21 protein-coding genes are annotated in these 21,431 nt (G+C 50.2%); 18 read left to right on the top strand and 3 right to left on the bottom strand.

The annotated features are described in order from the left end of the window. The coding region (locus tag ACP5SG_RS01025; protein WP_424661492.1) for an AmpG family muropeptide MFS transporter at positions 1–912 on the bottom strand (912 nt) is incomplete at its 3' end. 175 nt (positions 913–1,087) lie between these two features. Here ACP5SG_RS01025 and ACP5SG_RS01020 point away from each other — a divergent pair. The 18 genes from ACP5SG_RS01020 (at position 1,088) to fliW (ending at position 19,783) form a co-directional block, all read left to right on the top strand. Next, entirely contained in the window at positions 1,088–1,621 is a 534-nt protein-coding gene (locus ACP5SG_RS01020; protein ID WP_237888674.1) for a hypothetical protein, read from the top strand. Between the two features lie 116 nt (positions 1,622–1,737). Beyond that, complete coding sequence (locus ACP5SG_RS01015) at positions 1,738–3,501, top strand: N-acetylmuramoyl-L-alanine amidase (protein ID WP_424661491.1); 1,764 nt, start codon at positions 1,738–1,740, stop codon at positions 3,499–3,501. A gap of 153 nt (positions 3,502–3,654) precedes the next feature. Further along, positions 3,655–4,206 (top strand): peptidoglycan-associated lipoprotein Pal, encoded by a 552-nt coding sequence (pal, locus tag ACP5SG_RS01010; protein ID WP_237888672.1) that lies wholly within the window; start codon positions 3,655–3,657, stop codon positions 4,204–4,206. A 115-nt stretch (positions 4,207–4,321) separates the two neighbouring features. Continuing rightward, entirely contained in the window at positions 4,322–4,867 is a 546-nt protein-coding gene (locus ACP5SG_RS01005; RefSeq protein ID WP_428121165.1) for an OmpH family outer membrane protein, read from the top strand. A gap of 19 nt (positions 4,868–4,886) precedes the next feature. After that, on the top strand, positions 4,887–6,836 hold the full coding sequence (locus ACP5SG_RS01000) for a transketolase (RefSeq protein WP_424661489.1): 1,950 nt from the start codon (positions 4,887–4,889) through the stop codon (positions 6,834–6,836). Positions 6,837–7,112: 276 nt separating this feature from the next. Then, a complete protein-coding gene (locus ACP5SG_RS00995) occupies positions 7,113–8,978 on the top strand; it encodes a flagellar hook-length control protein FliK (RefSeq protein WP_428121161.1) in 1,866 nt (621 codons plus the stop codon). A gap of 7 nt (positions 8,979–8,985) precedes the next feature. Then, on the top strand, positions 8,986–9,270 hold the full coding sequence (locus ACP5SG_RS00990; RefSeq protein WP_237888668.1) for an EscU/YscU/HrcU family type III secretion system export apparatus switch protein: 285 nt from the start codon (positions 8,986–8,988) through the stop codon (positions 9,268–9,270). Positions 9,271–9,590: 320 nt separating this feature from the next. Beyond that, a complete protein-coding gene (flgF, locus tag ACP5SG_RS00985) occupies positions 9,591–10,343 on the top strand; it encodes a flagellar basal-body rod protein FlgF (protein ID WP_424661487.1) in 753 nt (250 codons plus the stop codon). A gap of 45 nt (positions 10,344–10,388) precedes the next feature. Further along, positions 10,389–11,171 carry a flagellar basal-body rod protein FlgG gene (flgG, locus tag ACP5SG_RS00980; RefSeq protein ID WP_424661486.1) on the top strand — a complete coding sequence of 261 codons (783 nt, stop codon included), beginning with the start codon at positions 10,389–10,391 and terminating at the stop codon, positions 11,169–11,171. A 31-nt stretch (positions 11,172–11,202) separates the two neighbouring features. Beyond that, on the top strand, positions 11,203–11,976 hold the full coding sequence (gene flgA, locus ACP5SG_RS00975) for a flagellar basal body P-ring formation chaperone FlgA (protein ID WP_237888665.1): 774 nt from the start codon (positions 11,203–11,205) through the stop codon (positions 11,974–11,976). A 36-nt stretch (positions 11,977–12,012) separates the two neighbouring features. Then, on the top strand, positions 12,013–12,750 hold the full coding sequence (locus tag ACP5SG_RS00970; protein ID WP_424661485.1) for a flagellar basal body L-ring protein FlgH: 738 nt from the start codon (positions 12,013–12,015) through the stop codon (positions 12,748–12,750). Between the two features lie 63 nt (positions 12,751–12,813). Continuing rightward, positions 12,814–13,896, top strand: a complete 1,083-nt coding sequence (locus tag ACP5SG_RS00965; protein ID WP_424661493.1) for a flagellar basal body P-ring protein FlgI — start codon at positions 12,814–12,816, stop codon at positions 13,894–13,896. A gap of 2 nt (positions 13,897–13,898) precedes the next feature. Next, on the top strand, positions 13,899–14,228 hold the full coding sequence (locus tag ACP5SG_RS00960; protein ID WP_237888663.1) for a rod-binding protein: 330 nt from the start codon (positions 13,899–13,901) through the stop codon (positions 14,226–14,228). Positions 14,229–14,241: 13 nt separating this feature from the next. Then, positions 14,242–14,784, top strand: coding sequence for a hypothetical protein (locus ACP5SG_RS00955; protein ID WP_428121144.1), 543 nt, complete (start codon positions 14,242–14,244; stop codon positions 14,782–14,784). Continuing rightward, entirely contained in the window at positions 14,784–18,020 is a 3,237-nt protein-coding gene (flgK, locus tag ACP5SG_RS00950) for a flagellar hook-associated protein FlgK (protein ID WP_428121141.1), read from the top strand. Before ACP5SG_RS00955 ends, flgK begins: the two co-directional genes overlap by 1 nt. A 36-nt stretch (positions 18,021–18,056) precedes the next feature. Beyond that, complete coding sequence (flgL, locus tag ACP5SG_RS00945) at positions 18,057–18,956, top strand: flagellar hook-associated protein FlgL (protein ID WP_237888660.1); 900 nt, start codon at positions 18,057–18,059, stop codon at positions 18,954–18,956. A gap of 132 nt (positions 18,957–19,088) precedes the next feature. Next, complete coding sequence (gene csrA / locus ACP5SG_RS00940) at positions 19,089–19,322, top strand: carbon storage regulator CsrA (RefSeq protein ID WP_237888659.1); 234 nt, start codon at positions 19,089–19,091, stop codon at positions 19,320–19,322. 11 nt (positions 19,323–19,333) lie between these two features. Continuing rightward, entirely contained in the window at positions 19,334–19,783 is a 450-nt protein-coding gene (gene fliW, locus ACP5SG_RS00935) for a flagellar assembly protein FliW (protein ID WP_237888658.1), read from the top strand. A 135-nt stretch (positions 19,784–19,918) separates the two neighbouring features. On the opposite strand, the gene tmk is transcribed toward fliW, so the two are convergent. Continuing rightward, positions 19,919–20,527, bottom strand: coding sequence for a dTMP kinase (tmk, locus tag ACP5SG_RS00930; RefSeq protein WP_237888657.1), 609 nt, complete (start codon positions 20,525–20,527; stop codon positions 19,919–19,921). Next, positions 20,517–21,329, bottom strand: a complete 813-nt coding sequence (locus ACP5SG_RS00925) for a Smr/MutS family protein (RefSeq protein WP_428121131.1) — start codon at positions 21,327–21,329, stop codon at positions 20,517–20,519. The genes tmk and ACP5SG_RS00925 overlap by 11 nt, the downstream gene beginning before the upstream one ends. Positions 21,330–21,431: the final 102 nt, after the last annotated feature.

Raw genomic sequence — 21,431 nt, 5'->3', positions numbered from 1 at the left:
GATGGCGAGGGCCGTAAACCAAAGGCTCGATATGGCCTGAAAGACGCCGAAATAAAGGAGCGACCTGAATAGCCCCATACGCCTCATAAGCCAGCCGCCCAGAAAGGCCCCTGCCATGGTGGATGCGAGCCCCAGGGCCTTGTTTACCGTTCCCACCTCGGTCGGCGAAAAACCTGGTCCTTTTATCAAAAAGGCCGTGATGAGTGAACTAGCGAATGCGTCGGGCAGTTTGTAGAGTATGATAAAGAGTATGAAAAACAGGGCATTCCTTCGTGAGAAGAACTCCTTCAGTGGCCCTGCAATGGCCTCGTTTATGTCACGCGGCGGCCTTGTCTCTCCATCGGTTTTAGGGCTTGAAATGGTTATTATAATCGAAACAGCCATGAATGCGGCCATCACACGATAGGTATTCATCCAACCTATCCGGTCGGAAAGGATTAAGGCGAGTGCCCCTGAGACCAGCATAGCAATCCTGTAGCCCGTGACTGTCATGGCCACCCCGAGACCCCTTTCTTCCTGTCTAAGGACATCGGCGCGATAGGCATCTATGGCGATGTCCTGAGACGCCGAGAGGAATGCAATAATGAATGCGGTCCATCCCATTACCATCTGGTTTTCAGCAGGTGACAATGTGGCCATAAAGGCGAGGCCTATAGACAGAAGGATCTGGGCGAGGAATATCCACCCCCTTCTTCTACCCAACCAAGGTATGGAAAAGCGGTCCATGATCGGAGACCAGAGAAATTTTATGGCATATGGAAGGCCTGCGAGGGAGAACAGGCCTATGGTTTTTATATCGACCGCCGAGGTCGCAAGCCATGCCTGGAGTGTTGCACCGGTAAGTGCAAGGGGAAGGCCTGACGAAAAACCAAAGGGGAGCATTATTGCAATGCGTTTATTAAAAGGCTGCACAAATATATGTCCTTAAAAGGTTGGCTTTATGGTAGCATGAAGTTTATTTTTTTAAATAGTCGCGATCATGGGTTGAAGGTGGTTTATGCAGCAAAACTATTTAATTAAAAACTTATACAATCTACCTCAAAGGTGGCCTTGAGTTTTATGATGATGTGGGGCAAAATAGCAATTCATGGAATTTTATCACGAGTTGTTGGTAGAGGGAGATGGCTTTGAGGTTTGCAAGGAAAAAGCCCTGCGCTTTTTTGAGCTATATAAGCTGATTTCGTATAAGAGTATCTATATCCTTGAGCCAAGGAGCCTTTCGGCTGTGCATAGAGACTTTTGGGTAAGGGTGGATATGGGCATAGCGGAGAATAGGGCGGTCCTGGATGGTTTTCTTTCAGAGCTTTCCAGGGCGGGCTTTAAATCTATCCCAGAACTCAGGGAGCTGCCTCAGGGATATCTCAGCAAACTCCTGCACATTGCAACCCATATGTTGGACGGTTTTTTCGGGGTTGATTCATATTTTTATAATCTAGTTGAAGATTCGCATTGGATTAGCCATGAATGTCGCAAGAAGATACAGTTGTATAATAGACTTTATTGGTTGATAGCGCTTGAGGCCTCCTCTGAAAGGGATATTTTGGGGCTTGAGAGAAGGGGTCGAGGTCGACCGATGCCCAATGGCCTTTCAAAATCCAGTATGCTGGATAGTCGATTATAAACAGTGATAGGCATGTCAGGCAAATATTTATTGATGAAAGATATCCGGCAAGCAAGGTAAGATCCGTGAGATTCCGCCGCATTTACATTGCGAGATTGTTTTTTGTAATATTGACGATGTCGGCCGTTGCACTTTTGGGCCAAGGCCAGTTATACGCTCGGCAGTCACGTCCGCATCAAGGTCAGGGTATTGATAAGGCAGAGGCCAGTTATGTCAAGGTCAAGACCAAATATGACAGGCTTGTCGAGTCTCCAACGCTGTGTAGTCAGGCGGCGGAGTGGCAGAGGTTGATCAAGGAGTTCAGAGCCGTTTATTTCAAATATCCAGACGATCAAGATGTCACGCCCAAGATTTTATACATGATGGGCAGGTGTTATAATAATTTATACGATCATTCCAAATCCGGGGAAGACCTGGAGGAGGCTATAAAGCGCTACGAGGTCCTTGTAGAGAGGTTTCCCAGACATCGACTCGCTGATGACGCCCTATATTTGCTTTCCGGGCTTTATCTCATGAAGGGCGATGTTGCGTCAGCCAAGGGTGCGCTCAAGAGGATAATCGAACAATATCCAAACGGCGATCAAGTGGATAGGGCCAAGAAGGAGCTCGCATCTCTCGGGGTCAATGAGGCCGTACTCGGCAAATATCCTTACAATGAAGTTCGATCCGCCGAAATCCCTGCGCTAATACCTGAAAAAGAGACAGGGATGCGGGAGGTTACCGACATAAGGCACTGGTCCGTCTCTGATTATACAAGGATAGTTATTGATACCACAGGCCCTGTTACATTTAAGGAAGGGTTTCTGCCTGCCAACAGGCCAAAGGGGTTGCCACCTCGTTTTTATATAGATATCAGGCCAGCTATAATAAAGAAAGGTCTACCCACTGCAGTTGATATAAGAGATGGACTTTTAAAGGGTGTAAGGGTAGGTCAATTTGATAGAACTACGGTGAGAGTGGTATGCGACCTCGGCGGGAGCCGCAAGATCAAGGCCTTTTATCTTGAAGATCCGTTCAGGGTTATAATCGACGCCTTTAGTGAACAATATGCAAAAAAGACTGTTTGTCCTGTTGAAAAGGGTGAAGTATCTGCTGAACAGGGTAAAAAGGTCGCAGGTCCGTCTATTAAGGGCAATGGCATCGTTAAGGGAAAGGGTCTTTCCATAGCCCAGCAGTTGGGCCTTTGTGTGAGGAGGGTGGTCATAGACCCAGGTCATGGCGGGAAAGATCCGGGCGCTATAGGGCCTACCGGCCTTCAGGAAAAAGATGTGACCCTTAAGATCGCACGCAAAGTGGCTGAAAGGCTTAAGAATGAACTGGGCTGCGATGTTGTCCTTACTAGACACAGCGATGTATTTTTGCCGCTCGAACAGAGGACCGCCATCGCTAATGCTGAAAAGGCCGATCTCTTTATCTCCATTCATGCCAATTCGGCGCCCAACCCCACCACTGCTGGGGTTGAGACATATTTTCTTAATTTTGCCGTAGATGAAGACGCCATGCGGGTTGCGGCCCTTGAAAACGCCACATCCAGCAAAAGGGTGGGTGAGCTTCGATCCATTTTAAACAAAATCCTTAAAAATACCAAGGTAAATGAGTCGGCGAGGCTTGCCGCTTTTGTCCAGAAAGACCTTGTACATTCGTTGGACGGTAGATTTGGTGACGTCAAAAACCTTGGGGTTAAGCAGGCGCCGTTTTTTGTCTTGATTGGGGCACAGATGCCGTCAATTCTTGTTGAGACCTCGTTTATAAGCAACCCAAAGGAAGAGGAACTTTTAAGAGACGATGCCTATCTGGACAAGATTGCAGACGGTATAGTCGCCGGTGTGAGGGATTATTCTAAAAATATCAATTTTGCGTTGTCGGCTTCAGTGCATTGATGGATAGGAGGAATTGATTGATAGAGTTTTTTATGGTTTTTGTAAAAAGTTCTTGAATTTTATAAAAAACTTATTTTAATATATTTTTCAGATTTTTTTGCTGATCAAGCAGCAGGCAATAAAAAATAAAGTAAATTTGGGAGGTAGAAAAAGATGTTTAGAGGCAAAGAGAGATTCAGATTATTGTTTATGGTTGCCGTATCTTTGATGATGGTTGCCGCTTTTTCAGGTTGCGCCAAGAAAAAGCCGATTCCGCCGGCCCCGGAGGTAAGCCAGGCCCCTGCCACAACGGAGTCAACGGTAAATAACGAGGCGCCGCCTGAAGAGGGCATAAAGACCGCCGCACAGATCTCAGAGGGGAGGACAAGTGCCCCGATGCTGCCAATCTATTTTGATTTTGATCGTTACAATATCAGAAACGACATGAAGTCCAGGATTGACAACAACGCCAAGTTCCTGATGGACAATCCGCAGATAAAGATCGAGATCCAGGGTAACTGTGATGAGCGCGGCTCTGCCGAATACAACCTTGCCCTTGGCGAAAAAAGGGCGAAGAGTGCAAAGGCGTACCTTACAAAGCTCGGTGTAGCGGCTGACCGTATGGATGTCGTAAGCTTCGGCAAGGAACGGCCACTTGATCCAGGCCACAACGAGGCAGCCTGGGCAAAAAATCGTAGAGATGATTTTGTCATCGTCAATAAGTAAAAGTTTGGATTGATTTAATTTAAAAAAAGACCACAGCATCCTAACTTATGGGCGCTGTGGTCTTTTTTGTCAAAAAAGGGGTGGTTTTTATATGAGATGCTTTGTTCGTAACCTAATGTTGATTTTATTTTTTGGATCCATCTGTCTTGTCCCGTCTTTTTCAGAGGCAGCAGAGGCCTCTGCCGCACCGAAGATAGCGGTTATTAACATGCAAAAGGTGGTAAGGGAGTCAAAGGTGGGGCGGAAGGCCACGTCTCAGCTTAATCAGCAGTTCGAGCATCTGCAAAAGATATTGCAGGCTAAACAGGATGCAATCAAGGCCTTTAAGGACGATTTCGAAAAAAAGGCCCCTCTTATGAGCGAGGAGGCGAGGACGGAGAAGGAGCTCGAATATAAAAAGATGGTGAGGGACTTCAAGGAGCAGAGCGATGATGCTCAGCTTGAGATGCGCAAGGCTGAGGCCAAGGTGATGGAGCCTATTCTAAAGGTACTCGAAAAGGTGGTCACCAAGATAGGAGAGAGTGGCGGTTACTCCATTATTTTGGAAAGCAACATGCCAGGCCTCTATTATGTCTCACCAGCCATTGATATAACAGATTCGGTAATCAAGGCCTACGACCAGGAGAGCGCCGGTCAGTCGCAACCCTCCAAATCCAAGTAATCTTTCAGGTGCATTTTTTATGTTTCACATAGACATTGAACAGCAGAAATACCTTGTTGATGATCAGTTGATGAATTTGGAGGCTATGTGGAGGAGGTGTGCGGCACGTGTCATCCTTTCCACGACGTTGGCCGGCAGCGGTCATCCGGGCGGTTCTTTGTCTTCACTCCATATCCTGTTGTTGCTCTATGCGGTTACAAGGCATAGGCCGGATGAGCCGTCTTGGGAGGACAGAGATAGGATCGTCATCAGTATAGGGCACATATCTCCTGGTGTATACAGCGTATTGGCTGAGTATAGTTATATATCGGAGGAGCAGTTCCTAACTGAATTCCGCCGGGCCGGTTCGGCATGTGCCGGTCATGTAGAGCAAGGGGTGAAGGGTGTAGAGTGGAATACGGGTAATTTGGGGCAAGGTCTTTCGGTCGGGACCGGGCTGAGACTCGGTCAGGAATTACGTGGTTCTCCAGGAAAGACCATCGTTATGATGGGAGACGGGGAGCAACAGAAGGGCCAGGTGGCAGAGGCCAGGAGATTTGCCGCTAAATATGGCCAGGCCGGCCTTATAGGTATTGTTGATCGAAATCACTTACAGATAGGTGGGTCCACAGAAGATGTCATGCCGACAAGGGTACGTGATGAGTATGCTGCAGCCGGATGGAATGTGTTATATGTACCTGACGGCAATGATTTCCAATGTCTGTTTAAGGCGTTGAGGAGGGCATGGCTGCACGAAGACCTTGATCCGGCGCGCCCGACGGTCCTGGTAGCCAGGACTGTGATGGGCAAGGGTATATCGTTCATGGAGAACAAGGCCAAATATCACGGCTCGACCCTTCGGCCGGATGACGCGAAAAAGGCCCTCTCTGAGATTGGATTTGCACCCAGCCTTTTGGACGAATGGATCGACAGGCGCAGGGGTCACAGGATGATCCAGGCCGCAGACCTGGATCATCCTGTCAAATGGCCGGCCATAGACCCTGCGGCACCTATAGTTTACGGCCCTGATGAAAAGGTCGATTGCCGTTCGGCCTATGGTGCAGCCCTGAAAGGGCTGGCCGTGGCCAATAACCCGCCGGGTTCCGTCCCAAAGATAGTCGGTTTCAGTTGCGACCTTGAAAGTTCGGTCAAGATGAGCGGTTTCAGGGCGGTTTCACCCAACGCCTTTTTTGAGGCCGGGATCCAGGAGCACCATGCAGTGGCCTGTGCAGGGGCATTGAGTCGCGAGGGGTTTTGTGTATTTTTCAGCACATTTGGGGTCTTTGCAGCGGCCGAGACATATAATCAACACCGTTTAAACGACCTGAATGAAACCTATTTGAAGGTTGTCGCAACACATGTAGGTTTGGATGTGGGGGAAGACGGTCCTACCCATCAGTGTCTTGATTACATAGGGCTTTTTAGGAATCTCTTTGGTTTTTCAATATTTATGCCGGCGGATGCGAATCAGACCGATCGGATTATCCGCTATGTGGCAACTCATCCAGGAAATGTGTTTGTAGGGATGGGGAGGTCTAAGCTGCCTGTCATAACAGATGATTTCGGTGCCCCATTTTTCGGAGAAGACTATGTCTTCAAACCAGGAAAGGCGGATTGGTTGAGGTCAGGGGACAGTGCCACCTTTATTACCTACGGCACAGCGGTCTCCGAGGTGTTGAAGGCAAGGGAGATTTTGGCTGAAGAGGGGATTTCCGCCGGTGTTTTGAATATGGCGTCCATTAAGCCGATTGATAGGGATGCAATAATAAAGGCGGCACGACGCGGACCTGTATTGACGGTCGAGGACCACATTGTACATACAGGTCTGGGTGCCATCGTGGCGCAGATACTTGCGGAGGAGGGTATAAGTCAGCATTTTGCAGCCGTCGGTGTCACGCACTATGGTTCATCAGGGAGCCCGAAGGAATTGTACGTCATGCAGGGCATAGATGCACAGGCCCTTGCCATCCGTATGCGTGGGATGGTCTGATCTCCGGATCCTTCTCTCAGATCTTTTCCCTTCAAAATTTATGATCTCGTAATATGATCTCGTAAAAGGCCATTAATTATATGAGATGGCTAAGCAAAAATCGTCAAATGCAAGACGTGAAGATCCTGAGGAAAGGCGTACTTTTTGTACGCTACAGTGACGAAGGATGCAGCGCAACACGGCGGTTGGCGACTTCTTGCGATGCCATCAAAAATTTATGATTTGCAGCCGCTTTCCGAAAAGATGGTATGAAGTCTTTAAGAAAGGGGATGCCTTTTGGTCGGGACCATTTCTGAGCTACTCTTGCTTTTTGGGGTTAGAGGTCTGACAGATGACCAGACCAGTACACTTCAAGACCTGGGCACAGGTGATAGGTCATCTGTTGCTGTTCCAGACTGGGCAAGGCCCGGTGCAGAAGTTGATGGGCTTGTGCTTGAGACGAAAGGCGGACTGAGCTTGATCTCGATCAAGGGCGATGTCGTCAAGGCAAGGGCCGATGTAGATTTGCTGCCTTCGGCAGGTACCAAGGTGCGCCTTCGTATACTAGAGTCTGGCACACCTGTAAGGGTAAGGCTCGTTTCCTCCGAATCGCAGGCCAGCGTACAGGGCGACAGACAGTTGACGTTGGCCTCGATGGCGGTCAGGGCCGATGTTTTAAGGGCTTCACAGGCCTTTTCAAGGCTCTTTGACGGTTTGGCGGGTTACACCAAAGACCTTGAGCTGCCGCAACAGCATGGAGTCGGGATCTTGTCCGCCGAAGATACGGCGGCGGGTGGTTTGAAAAATGCCATCAAGGCGGCCTCCTTTGTAGTCGATGCACTTTCTTATGGCGGGAAAGCCGATCCCGATAAGGTCAGGATCTCGTTTACCATGGCGACTGCGGGTGGAGCCCCAGGTCTATCCAGCGGCAAGTTTGAATCCTCACCACAGCAACTGCCTTCCTTGCGGATTGTATTGAAAAATCTCCTGGATGGATTGGCTGGTGCCAAGGGTCAGGACGGTCGTGTCGACGCCGATGGCGTTGCAGTCGAGGGCCATGGATCAGAGATCAGGACGGCGACTGCGGATATAGACGGAATCCCTGGCCGGGTGGTGCAGCAAGATCCGTCAAGGACATTGCAGACCAGATCGCAGGGTGTATATGTCAGGGCCCAAGACGGTTTGTCTCAGCCTACCGGCAAGGCTGGGTTACTGGATGTGCCATCCGTGGATGCCGCCCCAAATGGGCAGGCCCAACCCTCCCTTTTTGAAAAGGCGCCGCAAGGGATCGTGGCTGATGGCATGTATGTAAAAATTTCCAGCCCTCACCTGGATAATCAATCTGCCTTAAGCAATGCGCCGGCCGACCGAGCTGGGCCACTTGCACGCGCAGTTTCGGACATTATTCAGGCCGAAGCCGGTGTGTCTGGGCCGGATGTACCTCTTAAGTGGCCTGGACAACAGGTTCAGGTGAAGCATAATGCCGGGGAAAAAGGCCAAGAGGTGTCTCAAGCTGGCCGGGTATTAGATGCAAAGGGCCGAGTGCGGTTTTATTTTGGTTCGGACAGGCCATCCGATGGGGCGCGACAGACGACCTTTGATGATACCTTTGATGATAGTCGACGTGTCGGGCAAGGTCATATATCCGACGCTGGTATAGATATGAAAGACAAGGCATTAGAGGATGTCGCTGACGGCCTTAAGGCCTTGTCTTCTCATGTGGATGTCGTTCAAAACTACCAAAGTCAAGTCCGAGCCCATCTCGACATCCCATTTTTCATAGTCCCATTTTGGTTTGAAGGGGGTGCCGGCCTTGGAGATGTCTCATTTTGGTTTGAAGGGGGTGCCGAAGGCGGTCCTGAAGGGCGATCTGATGGTCCGGTTTCGCACCTGATCTTCGATTTGACGCTTAGGGGTCTTGGAGCGGTTATGATGCACGTCACTATGGGCAGGGGTTTATTGAACATGATGATTGCGGCTGATCATGATGCCCTCCCCAGGATAAGGGCCGATCTCCCGGAATTAAAGAATGCCCTACAGCGTCTAGGATTCAGATTTGAGATATCCGGGATCATCCCTATTGACGAGGCCAATCAGGCCGAATTCATCGGGCCCTTTGTCGAAGGTGTAGGCGGACCAGGCTTTATAGACTTGGTGACGTGATTCTGACATGAAGAGACAGACTGCAGAACGAAAAAAGGCTGTAGCCTTGAGCTATGACGCTGAGAAAGACATCGCCCCCAGGGTGACTGCAAAGGGTGAGGGGCTTGTTGCCGAGAAGATATTGGAGATAGCAAGGGCGTCCGGTGTCCCTGTGCGTCAAGATTCCGACTTGGTTGAGGTGCTTTCGCGCCTTGAATTGAACGCTGCGATACCTCCAGACACCTATGCGGTTGTGGCCGAGATATTGGCCTGGATATACAAGGTGAACAATAAGGCCATCAATAATAAATAATATGTAGCTTATATCACCTAAAATCCATTTTCCCGATCTCTTTAGGTCATCCCCTAGGACACACTTTTATCTTGTCGTGATTGATTCTGCAATTGGTGCCATCATGCACGGTGGATGCCGGAGCGGATCCTGATGGTAGGAATAAAATGCCGTGCTCCATTTTGATCTATTCCGGTTGCCAAGCTGTGACCTTGTTGGATGGGATAATATCTTGTTTTGTTTGAGAATTTTTTGTCGGTCTCAAATGCATCACCAGCTGAATTTAGGCATGGGCATTGCATAAACTTTTATTCGAGATATGACCTGTAAGGAGAAAAAGCATGTTTTTTTCAATCGGGCTGCATCCCCATACCAGGCTGGGTCATATAGAGGCCCTCGAGGACGCCGATATACTTGATCGAAAGCTTCAGATGAGCGCCAATAATATGGCGAATGTCTCCACGCTAGGCTTCAAAAGACAGTCCATGACCTTCGAGGAGTATCTTTTGCCCCAGGTTGACGGGACGGAGAGGACTGCAAAAAAAGAGGTGGTCCGATCTGATCTGAGTCAAGGCACAATGAAAGAGACCAACAACCCGCTTGATTTTGCCATAGAGGGTGATGGTTTTTTTGTTGTGCAGACGCCGCAGGGCGTTAGATATACCAGGGCCGGGAACTTCACCTTGGATGCCAATAAACAGCTTGTTACTCAAGAAGGGTATCCAGTGCTTGGAGGAGGGGTCCCGATAGTCCTCGATGATACGACCGGAAAAGGGATATGGTTGAGTAAGGACGGCAGGTTTTGGGTTGACGAGACAGATGTCGGACAGCTCGATGTGGTTAATTTCAAGAATCCTCAGGCGCTTGAGAGGTTGGGTGGCAATCTCTATGCCCAAACCGCGGCTTCCGGTAATGCCATGCCTGCATCCGCCCTGATAAAACAGGGTTTTTTAGAAGGTTCGAACGTGAATCCGGTGGAGGAGATGGTGAATCTTCTGGATATCTACAGGGCCTTTGAGGCGCAACAGAAGACCCTTCAGGCGCTTGACCAGATGGATGGGCATGCAGCCAATGATATAGGCAGGGTAGGTTGATAGACGACAGATGTTATTTATTCCAGATATAAACGGAGGTGGCTTATGATAAGGGCGCTTTGGTCTGCCGCGTCGGGCATGAACAGTATGCAAACCAATCTTGATGTAATAGCCAATAATATGGCCAACGTTAATACAGTTGCCTTCAAGAGGAGCCAGGCTGACTTTGAAGATCTTTTGTATCAGACGATACAGACCCCTGGCGTGCAGAATGCCGATGGGACGCAGGTCCCGACCGGCATACAGATTGGTATGGGCTCTAGGTTAAGTTCAGTTGAAAAGATATTCACCCAAGGTGATTATCAGCATACCGGCAATGATCTTGATTGGGCCATAGAGGGGAGGGGATTTTTCAAGGTGATAAGCAATGGCGAGGAGCTCTATACGAGGGCCGGGGACTTTAAGCTCGATAGAGACGGCTATATCGTTACGTCAGGCGGGGACAGACTTCAGCCTGAGTTTTCCGTACCACAGGGTACGACCACCATCAATATAAACCCTTATGGGATGCTGACTGCGTCGGACAAAAACGGCAATCCGCTCGCATCCGTCCAGCTTTCTATATATGATTTCGCCAATCCTGCAGGCCTTTCTAGCATAGGCAGGAATCTCTATCGCGTGACTCAGGCCTCAGGTGATCCAGTGGAGGGCACCCCTGGGACCGACAGCTTCGGCACAATTGCCCAGGGTTTTTTAGAGCAGTCCAATGTCGATGTGGTAAAGGAGATGGTGGACATGATCGTGACCCAGCGTGCCTATGAGCTCAATTCAAAGGCGGTGCAGGCGGCTGATGAAATGCTCAGCCTGGCAGACAATCTGAGACGTTAGACCTGAGGCGTTGAAAGGGGGATGATGTAAAATGATAAAAAAAGGCCTGATGTCCGGCGAGCTCCGTTGTCTTTTGCGTGTCATTTTTTTTATGATTTCGGCCATCCTGCTACTGGGTCATGACCTTGCGGCCGCTGATCAAGGTCAGGTTGCACAGTCTCAAAAGACGATAACGACCGATGATTTCAGTCGTTATTTCAGGCAGGAGATATCAAGGCGCATCCCTTGGGCTGATGGTGAGATTGAGATCATGAGGTTTCAGACCTTTCCGCCGGAGGTGACCGTGCCCAGCGGAAAGGTCGAGATAGAGACTGAGGCCCCTGCTGGCGAGCGCCCCCTTGGGATGTTCACCTGTATCTTCACAGTAAAAGTGGACGGCAAGATTAAACATAGGGTAAGGGGTTGTGGTTTTGTGGAGATATATCGTCCTGTTGTCTGCGCGGCGAAGGCGCTTCCAAAAGGGCATATCTTATCTTTGGATGATATAAATATGATCCGCCAACCGATTTCCAGGATTTATGACAGTTTTTTTGACGATCCTGCCAAGGTTACTGGTTTGGCCCTCACCCGTTTTGTCCAACCCGGGCAGATCTTGACAGACAGAATGGTCGCCCAGCCGCTGGTGGTCCATCGCGGTGACATTGTGACGATAGTAGCTGATTCCCCCTCTTTCACTATCACGACGCCGGGTAAGGTCATGCAGGATGGTGCGCTCGGTGAGGCCATAAAGGTCCAAAACATCATGAGTAAGCGTGAGATAGTTGCCGTCGTAAAGGACGCAAAGACTGTCTCTGTGCGTTTTTGACAGGGAGCGGTTTGGTTTGGCAGCATGAGGTGCAAGATGAATAGGATGAATAGGGCGAAAAGATCAACCTTTCTCTCCCAGGTCGTGTTTGTTGTAAATATTGCGGCCATGGCCGCTGCCATGATGACGTTGTCGGGTTGTGCGGGTGTGTCGCAGCCGCAGCGTCCAATGACGCCGGTCCCTTCATCATTTTATGAGATACCGGTGCCACGGGAGCATCCGCATGAAGGGTCGCTTTTTACGCCAGGGCGTGAAGGAAGCATATATTCCGATTTCAGGGCCAGGAACGTTGGCGATGTGATTACCATCTTAATAGCTGAGAATCTGAAGGCCGCCAATGACGCAGCCACCCAGACACAAAAGGATTCGAATGCGAATCTTGGACTTACAGGCATATTAGGACTTATATTCAGCAAGAACAGTACGGTTAACCCGTCAAACACCATAGGGGGCAGTGCGACCGACAAGTACAATGGGAGCGGCAAGAGTTCGCGGAACGCCTCCTTTACAGGTACTATCTCTGCACGGGTTGTTCAGGTGCTCCCGGACGGCAATCTGTTGGTCGAGGGGAGCCGTGAGCTCAAGATCAACAACGAGACACAGTATTTAACACTCTCCGGCGTCGTCAGGCCGAAGGACTTGTCATCCGACAACACAGTTCCATCCACGCGTCTGGCGGACGCCAGGATAGAGTACACAGGCGGGGGCGTTTTGTCGGATAAGCAGGGACCAGGTTGGCTTGTGAGGCTTCTTGACATGGTCGCGCCTTTTTGATGGAGGCAAGGTATGTTTAAGGGCGGGTCGTTTGTTTTCAAATCGATGTTGCATGCCGTCTGCATGCCCATTGTTTTATGCACAATCCTCGTGTGCGTTGGGACGTCGCATGCGGTGCGTCTTAAAGACATAGCTGATATAGACGGCGTTCGCACAAATCAGCTTGTCGGGTATGGGTTGGTAGTCGGTTTGAACGGCACCGGAGACGGGACGCAAGCGGACTTCACCACCCAATCTATAGTCAACATGATGGAACGGATGGGAGTGATTATAGACCCGAAGAAGGTCAAGGTAAAGAATACCGCAGGCGTCATGGTCACAGCCCAGATGCCGCCGTTTAGCAAGATAGGCCAGAAGTTGGATGTGGTGGTGTCGTCGCTCGGTGATGCAAAGAGCCTGCAGGGCGGGACCCTGCTTTTGACCCCGCTCAAAGGGATCGACGGCAAGATATATGCCGTGGCGCAAGGCCCGATCAGTATTGGTGGCTTTTCGGCACAGGGGGCTGGGGCGAGTGTGCAAAAAAATCACCCCACAGGCGGAAGGATAGCAAACGGCGCTACGGTCGAGCGCGAGATCCCGGTCGCTCTCAATCAACGGTCTGATATATTGATAAGTCTAAATAATCCCGATTTTATAACCGCATCGCGGACGGCGATTGCGATCAATTCTGTCTTGAGGGGAGTGGATGCAAGGGCCGTGGATGCCGAGACCATCAAGCTCACTGTACCGCCTGAATTCAGGGGGGATATCGTAGATCTTATAGCGGCCATCGAAAATGTCGAGATCAGGCCGGATCAGGTCGCAAAGGTGGTATTAGATGAAAGGACCGGGACCGTGGTAGTGGGATCTGATGTTACAATATCAAAGGTGGCTATATCTCATGGTGATTTAAGCATCCAGATCAATGAGAGCCCTAGGGTTTCACAGCCCCAGCCGTTTTCACAAGGGGCTACGGCTGTGACGCCGAATACCCAGATATCTGTGCAGGAAGGTAAGGGAAGGCTCATCGTGCTCAATACGCAGCCCAATATAGGAGATCTCGCAAAGGCCTTGAATGCAATAGGCGTAACGCCGAGAGATTTAATAGCCATTTTCACTTCGCTCAAGGCTGCAGGCGCCCTTCATGCCGATCTGGAGATCATCTAGCCATGTTGCCGCAGTCGATAAATAAGTTACCAGGTGTCAGGGTCGCTGGTGAGACCACTTCTTCTTTGAAGGGACATAGCGATAAGGAGATAAAAAAGGTGTGTGCCGATTTTGAGGCCATGTTTATAAAACAGATGCTTGAGACGATGAGGAAGAGTATGTCCAACGGCGGATTTTTTGGCGCCAGGTTTCAAGGGGATATATACACCACCCTCTTTGAAGATCAGCTTTCGAAGGTCTTGTCTGAGGGAAAGGGCATAGGTATAGGTAAAGAGCTCTACAAAAATCTGGTGCACAGATATGGAAACATCAAAGACGAGAAAGATAAATAGCCTTAATCGGCGCATGCCAACAGGAGATGTACGATATTTGCCGGCCCTGCCCAGGTCGTTTTGGGTCCGTGCCTATTCTGTGACACAGGCATGGGAGGAAATGCGCTCCATCCTTATTGAGGAGTGGATCGTCTTGAGATCGGGCGACTTCAAGCCGCTTGCCGATATTGCCGAAAAGAAAAAGAGGCAGGCTGAAAAGATAAATGGGTTAGAAAGGATTATAGCAGCCCTGGCGGACAAGATGCTTGAGATGTGCGGAGTGGATTACGGGGGGAATAGAGAAGGGCGATGGAATGCACTCATGAGTTTGACCAACAGGGCTGATTCCGAAGGTCTGGGGTCATGGCTGACTAAGACGAGGCTTTTGCGTAAGGAGATCGTTTCGATGAATCGGCGTCATGAAAAATGGGTGCTCGGCCAGGCCAAGATGGTCGATGACCTCCTCGGACTATTCATGGAGGGCATTTCAGGTGCAAGGCCGGCCACCTATGACTCGCAGGCAAGGGTCCATACCAAGGGCGGGATGCAGGGCAGGTATAAGCTGGAGGTGATATAATGCCAGGTCTAACAAGTATTTTGAATGTCGCAAATCAAGGAGTGCTTGCCGAACAGGTAAATCTCCATATAACCGCCCAAAACATATCAAATGTAAATACGCCTGGCTATTCAAGGCAGAGCGTCACTTTGTCTCCTAATTTTCCTACCCCTTCTTCAGTTGGTCCTATCGGCAACGGCGTAAGCGCTACCGAGATAACAAGGGCATATGACCGTTTTATAACTCAGACCCTGTTCGGCAAGACATCCGTCATGTCAGGGCTTCAGGCAAGACAATCAGGGATGCAGCTTGTGGAAGGCGTGTTTAATGAGGTCGATCAAAGCGGCATAAATGGAATGCTGAGTCAGTTTTGGACGAGCTGGGATGGTCTTGCAAACAATGCGGAGGGCATACCTGAGCGGACAACGCTCCTAAATAATGCAAGTCTTCTAACCCAGGGAATAAACGACCGCTATAATTCACTAATGCAACTTTCAAAAAACGTGGATCTGAATATCGACACCGCGGTGAAAAATATAAACCAGATCGCAGATCAGATCGCCGATATAAATGTCAGGATCCTTTCGATGGAGTCATCTAATCACCAGGCTAACGACTTAAGGGATCAACGGGACGAACTCGTAAAACAGCTATCTCAGCTGGCGGATGTCCACTATTTCGAGACAAAACAGGGTACCTATACAGTGCTTATAGGCCAAGGATCCCCGCTCGTCGAGGGGAATAAGTCATCTCATTTGACCATAAGCGATGGCAGTGTCAATTGGGAAGGCCCGACAGGCCAGATTAAGACGCTTACAGCCCAAGATATAAAAAACGGTACGCTCGGAGGTTGGCTTGATATCAAGTCCCGCATAAGCCCCCCTGACACATCGACGCTCATAGGTTCCCAGGCCAATACAACAGGCGGACAAGCCATAGCATCGTCAACCGCATGGAGCAACATTGACGGCGTAACGGTGAGCGGCACTGCCCCGTTTACCATCCAGTTCTCTGGTACAAGACAGGATGGCACGCCTATCACCGGCACATATACCTATGATCCGACCGCTGCAAACCATAGCTCATGGACGTGGACAAACAGCTCTGGTCCTGGGGCGGGTTCGTCGGTGACAGGTACCATCGGCGATTTTGTAACCGCAGTCAAGGCGGCATTTGGCAATACTGTAGACATGTACCCCAACAGTGACGGGAGGCTCGTACTCAAAGATACAAACCCCGGGAATTTCCCCATCTCATTTCAGATAGAGTCCATATCGGGCGGCGTGACAGGCCTGAATCTCGGCAAGTTCGATGGAAGTTACCCGCCAAATTATCTTACGCAGCTGAACAACTGGGCATCCGAGCTCATCAAGGCCGTAAATAGCCAGCACAGCCAGGGCGTGGGTCTTATCCCTCTTACAGAGACTACGGCCTCCAACACGGTCATTGCCACAACCCAGCCCATAAGTTACAGGGCCTCAGGGCTTCCATTTTCAAGCAGCGTGCAGACCGGCTCCTTTGACATCTGGCTTTATGATAAAAACGGCAATGTCATAGACCTCAATCCTGCAACACCTGGTGTAAACGACCCGCTCAAGATAGACATCACAAAGGGTTCAACGACCCTATCCGATATCCAAAACGCCATAAATACTGCCAATGTCGGTCTTACGGCAAGCATAGCAGGCGGAAGGCTTACCATCAGTGTAAACGGGCAAAATGGCGTAGCAGGCTTCGCCTTTGGGCAGGACACCTCTGGGGCGCTTATGGCCTTGGGGATGAACAGCTTTTTTACCGGCCATGACGCAGGCACAATCGGCGTTAACCAGACATTTATAAACGACCCCCGCCTTGTCGCTGCCGCACAGGTGGAGGGCGTAGGTGCCGGTCAGGCTGTAAGCGGAAACACTGTCACGGATCCGAACCGCCCGCTTGTGACCAATTTTGCCTCCGGTGAGATAAGGCTCTGGGTCTATGACCAGAACGGCCAGCTTGTTGATATGGATCCAACCACCGCAGGCATCGATCCTGTGAGGATACCTGTCGATCCGAAAACTACCTCTATAGATGGCATTGTAAATGCCATAAACAACGTAAGCGGCCTCAGTGCGGGCATCAATAACGGCAAACTCACGATCAGTGCTGCAAACAGCGCATGGAAGGGCATCACCCTTGAAGACACCTCGGGCGTCCTATCTTATCTGGGTCTTGATGCTGCGGATGCGCCTCCGTTGACCGCCACACCTCAGATGACTGCGCTCCAAGGGGTGACGGATCCCACCCAATCTCTCAATTCTTCCGCTTCGGGCCTTCCGCTCTACGGCTCTGTCCGTAATGGTTCATTTATTGTAAACCATTATGATGTGAACAAGAATTTGATTGGTACAACGGCCGTAACCGTAGCTGCCACTGACAGTTTGAATACGTTGGTAAGCAAGTTAAATGCCACCGGCTTCCTTTCGGCCTCGATTGACGCGACCGATCCAACAAATCAACACCTCGTCATCTCGCCCACAAATTCCGGTGAGTCATTTGCCCTTGATTCCGATACGAGTGGGGTCCTGAACGCCCTCGGCCTTGGGCAGATCAGCCAGGCGGCTAATGGGGCATATGCGGTCTCAAATACGGCGAGCCCCCTCAACCAGCTCTTGATGGGCGTGACATCTGGCGGAAAATTCAACATTTATCTCTATGATGCAAATGGCAACCAGATAGGCGGCGTAAACCAGATTACCGTCTCAAAATATGACAGTCTTTCAAGCGTTGCAAAGAAGATAGATTCAATTCCAGGACTTGTTGCAAGCATTGACAACAATGGCCTCAATATCAGGACTGATGGCAGCGCAGCTGCATTCGCCCTGACCGAGGATCTTGTGACCCCCTCTGGTTTCTTGGGTGCCATGGACATTTCGACCCCTCAGGGTGGGACCTTTTCGCCTGCAAGCAACCAGAATGCCCTGGCCATGGGGGATGTGAGCCGGGCAGGCATTGCCGGGCTGGATGGGGCGGACATCAACAGCGCTTATCAGAGTTTTGTCGGTACAGTGGGCATTGATTCCAAGGGCATTCAATCGGATTATGCCTTTAGCCAGTCTGCCGTAAACGGGCTTCAGGCGAGCCGAGACGCGGTATCGGCTGTATCGCTCGATGAAGAGATGGCAAATCTCATTAGGTTTCAGCAGGCGTACTCGGCTGCGGCCAAGCTGATCAAGGTGGCCGATGACTTGTTTCAGAGCCTTCTCGCTGCAAAGCAGTAAGGAGTAGGCTGTAAGCCAGTTAAGGGGGCAAAAGATATGCGTATAACCATGAATACCATCTATGATCAAATAAATACAGACCTTAGCCGTCTTACAGACAACATGGCGAAGACAACCAGGTCCATCTCTTCGGGCAAGATATATAGTACCCTTTCGGACAGCCCCGTGGCCCTGACCGAGGCCTTGGGTATCAGGGATGTCATCAGCAGCACGAATCAATATAAAGACAATATCACCTATGGGCAGGGCTGGGTGACTGCTACCGATTCAGCCATGTCACAGATACAAGACAGGCTCACGCGCGCCAAGACGCTGGCGGTTCAAGGGGCGAACGACACCCAGGATGCGAATTCACGCAAGGCCATAGCCGAGGAGGTAAAATCCATCATAGATGAGGTGGTGGCGCTTGGCAATACAAAGATGGGAGATCGCTATGTGTTCGGCGGGACAAAGACCACCGGCTATGCAACAGGGGAGGCGCCTTTTGTCCTGCAGGCTGATGGTACGGTCAAATACAACGGCAACCAGGAGGATATAGCCATACAGGCGGCGTCAGGTCTGAGACAGAAGATAAACCTGGATGGCCATACGGCCCTTGTCGAAGGCGGCGTGTTCAATTCGCTCAATGTCCTTTATAATGGTCTGATGTCGGACAATCAGGCTGATATAATCGCTGCGATTTCAGACATCGATAGGGCAATAGGGTATGTAAACCAACAGAGCGCTACGCTCGGTGCCATGTCAAATGCCTTGACCAACAAGTCGTCCATGGCGGATAATCTTGTTCTTACAAACACCGAGCGTCTTTCATCAGTGGAGGATACAGATATCGTCAAGGCTGTGACGGATCTGACGACCCAGCAGACGAGCTATCAGGCGGCCCTTGCCGCGGCTGCAAAGGTCATGAACGTCAGTCTTGTTGATTACTTGAAATGATTGCGTCGAAACGGATCATGAAATTATGATAGCGGCCGTCTCAAGAGGCCAGGATATAAGATCCTGGATTTTCCTGCTGCGAGGCCAAGGCAGCTGCAGGGTTGAGGGGTGGCAGATGCCGCGGGGGACCTAATGCTTATCCTGACCAGAAAGGCAGGGGAAAAGATACGCATAGGAGCCGAGATAGAGGTCACAGTTCTGGATGTAAATGGCCGTCAGGTACGGATCGGGATCAGTGCCCCGCCTGGGCTTTCGATATTGAGGGAAGAGGTCTTCAGGCGCATTCAAGAAGAAAACCTGAAGGCGGCGGGTTCCGCTGCAGCGCCGGAGGACCTGGACAAGATAGTTTTTAAGACACGGTCTTAATAGGAAAGATTATGGAAATAGAGACCACGCGGTTCGGCCGCATAGAGATAGACAACGAAAAGGTGATAACGTTTACAAGGGAGATATTGGGTTTTCCTTCCGACAAGAGATATGTCCTCTTCCCTCACCGCAGCGGTTCCGCATTTTATTGGCTTCAGAGTGTCGATACCCCCTGGCTCGCCTTTGTTGTAATGAGCCCGCAGGTATTTTGTTCCGACTATGTCTTTGAACTGCCTGATTCAGTGCAAAAAGAACTGAGGCTTGAGCGGGCAGAGCAGGCCTTTGTCATGGTTATAGTAACGATCCCAAAAGGCAATCCGGATGAGATTACGGCGAATCTCCTGGCGCCACTAGTAATAAATATGGACGAGCGTCTGGCCTGCCAGGTGGTTTTGGATCCTAGCATGTATCCGGTCAGGTTTCCGATAGTAAAAAAAGACGCCTGCGTAATGTCAAAATAAAAGTTTCTGTACAATGGCCTTGCAAGAATCATCCCCACGTCTGTCTGTCAAGCGGCACAACATTTTGACTTGACGGTAGTTTAGCCGCCAAATACTGATGATTTTTTTCAGTATAACGGGATTGAAAGATATTTTTCATGGCGCACCGAGGCATGAGGCTGTTTTTACCCATGCAGCGGCAATGATTTCGTCCTGCGGTCTCCCTGCATTAAGCCGTTCTATGAACGGATCGGAAAGGCCTTTGAAGATGGCGGCCACCCTCTTAAGATAATCTATTTCTTCAAAGTTGTTCGGTTGGTTTCCGCGTTTTTCACATATGCGCCTCAAGGCAACGGCCGGATCAAGCTCAAGGATGAACATCAGGTCAGGTAACGGCGCGAACGCCTCGTTTTCATGGCGTATTTTGTCCGGATCGAGCCCCCTTGCGCCTTGATAGGCCATGGTCGAGAAATAATAACGGTCGCAGACGATGATTTTCCCACTGCCCAGCGCAGGCAGGATCAGCCCTGCGACATGTTCTCTCCTGTCTTTGATAAAGAGATCAAGTTCTTCTTGAACCGGCAGCCTTTTGCTGTACGAAAAGCTCTTGCGAAGCCGTTTTCCCCATGGGCCATCCGTCGGTTCAAATGTGAAGATCGAATCAAAGCCGTTCCTTGCAAGTCGCTCCTGTAGGGCCTTTGCCAGCGTGGTCTTTCCGGTGCCGTCTATACCTTCTATTATTATCAGCCGCCCTTTATGTCTCAAAAGGCCCTCCGCTTGTCCTTGCCCTTCTTTTTTTGCCTTGGGGTCTGCGCTGCAGCAGTACATATGTTACGCCTGCACCGCCGTCCCAGACCGGGGCAGAACTATAGGCCAGGACAAATTTCCTGAAGCGCCCGTGAGCGATCCATCTTGTGACGACCTCTTTAAGTATTGGTCCTTTTGGGGAAGAGAGCCCCCTGCCATGGATGAACGCCACGCAACGCCTGCCTTCTGAAATGGCTTGATTCAAGAACGCCTCGCAGGCATCGATGGCCCCCAATGTGTCAAGGCCGTGCAGATCACAATAACCTTGTACCGAAAATTCACCATTGTGCAGACGGGTTACAAGCCATTCATTTGTTCTAGGGTCAGGACCTTCCACGAATTCAGGGGTCTGTTTTACTGGAAATGGGGCCTTTCCCGAGACCAGGGCCTTTAATGCCTTAAGTATCTCTGCCTTTTCCATTTCCTGAGGGTTGGGAAGTGCCGGCATAGCAGGCCTGGAAGACATCTCAGGGTCTATTTCTTCCCCCTCTCTTTTTGGATGAAGTGGGGTCACATCCTGGACCGCTTCTAGAAATAATGCCTCATCCGAACACTCGGCCTGATGTTTTGTTGATTTCCTTTGATTTTTTTGAGATATGCCGCCAGTAGCCTCCTTTTTGGCGGGCTTGCGTGACTTTTTCTTTTCTATAAGGGCCTTGAGGTCTGAAAACGGCCGTTCTGTCAGGGGTCCAGAACTGTCTTTAATCAGGGCGTTCCATGAGTTATCCATAGACATGGCCTTCAAATAGGTGCATTGCATTTTTTATAATTTTTAACAGAAATCCGCGATGGGGGCAATCCCGATCCATCTTTTGTAGCTATTGCCCTTGACATATCCCTATAAAACGGCGATAAGATAGCA

The organism is Dissulfurimicrobium sp., assembly GCF_049968175.1.
GTDB classification, from domain to species: Bacteria; Desulfobacterota; Dissulfuribacteria; order Dissulfuribacterales; family Sh68; genus Dissulfurimicrobium; species Dissulfurimicrobium hydrothermale.
The sequence above is the reverse complement of the archived record's forward strand: the minus strand, read 5'-3'. Positions and strand labels throughout refer to the sequence as shown.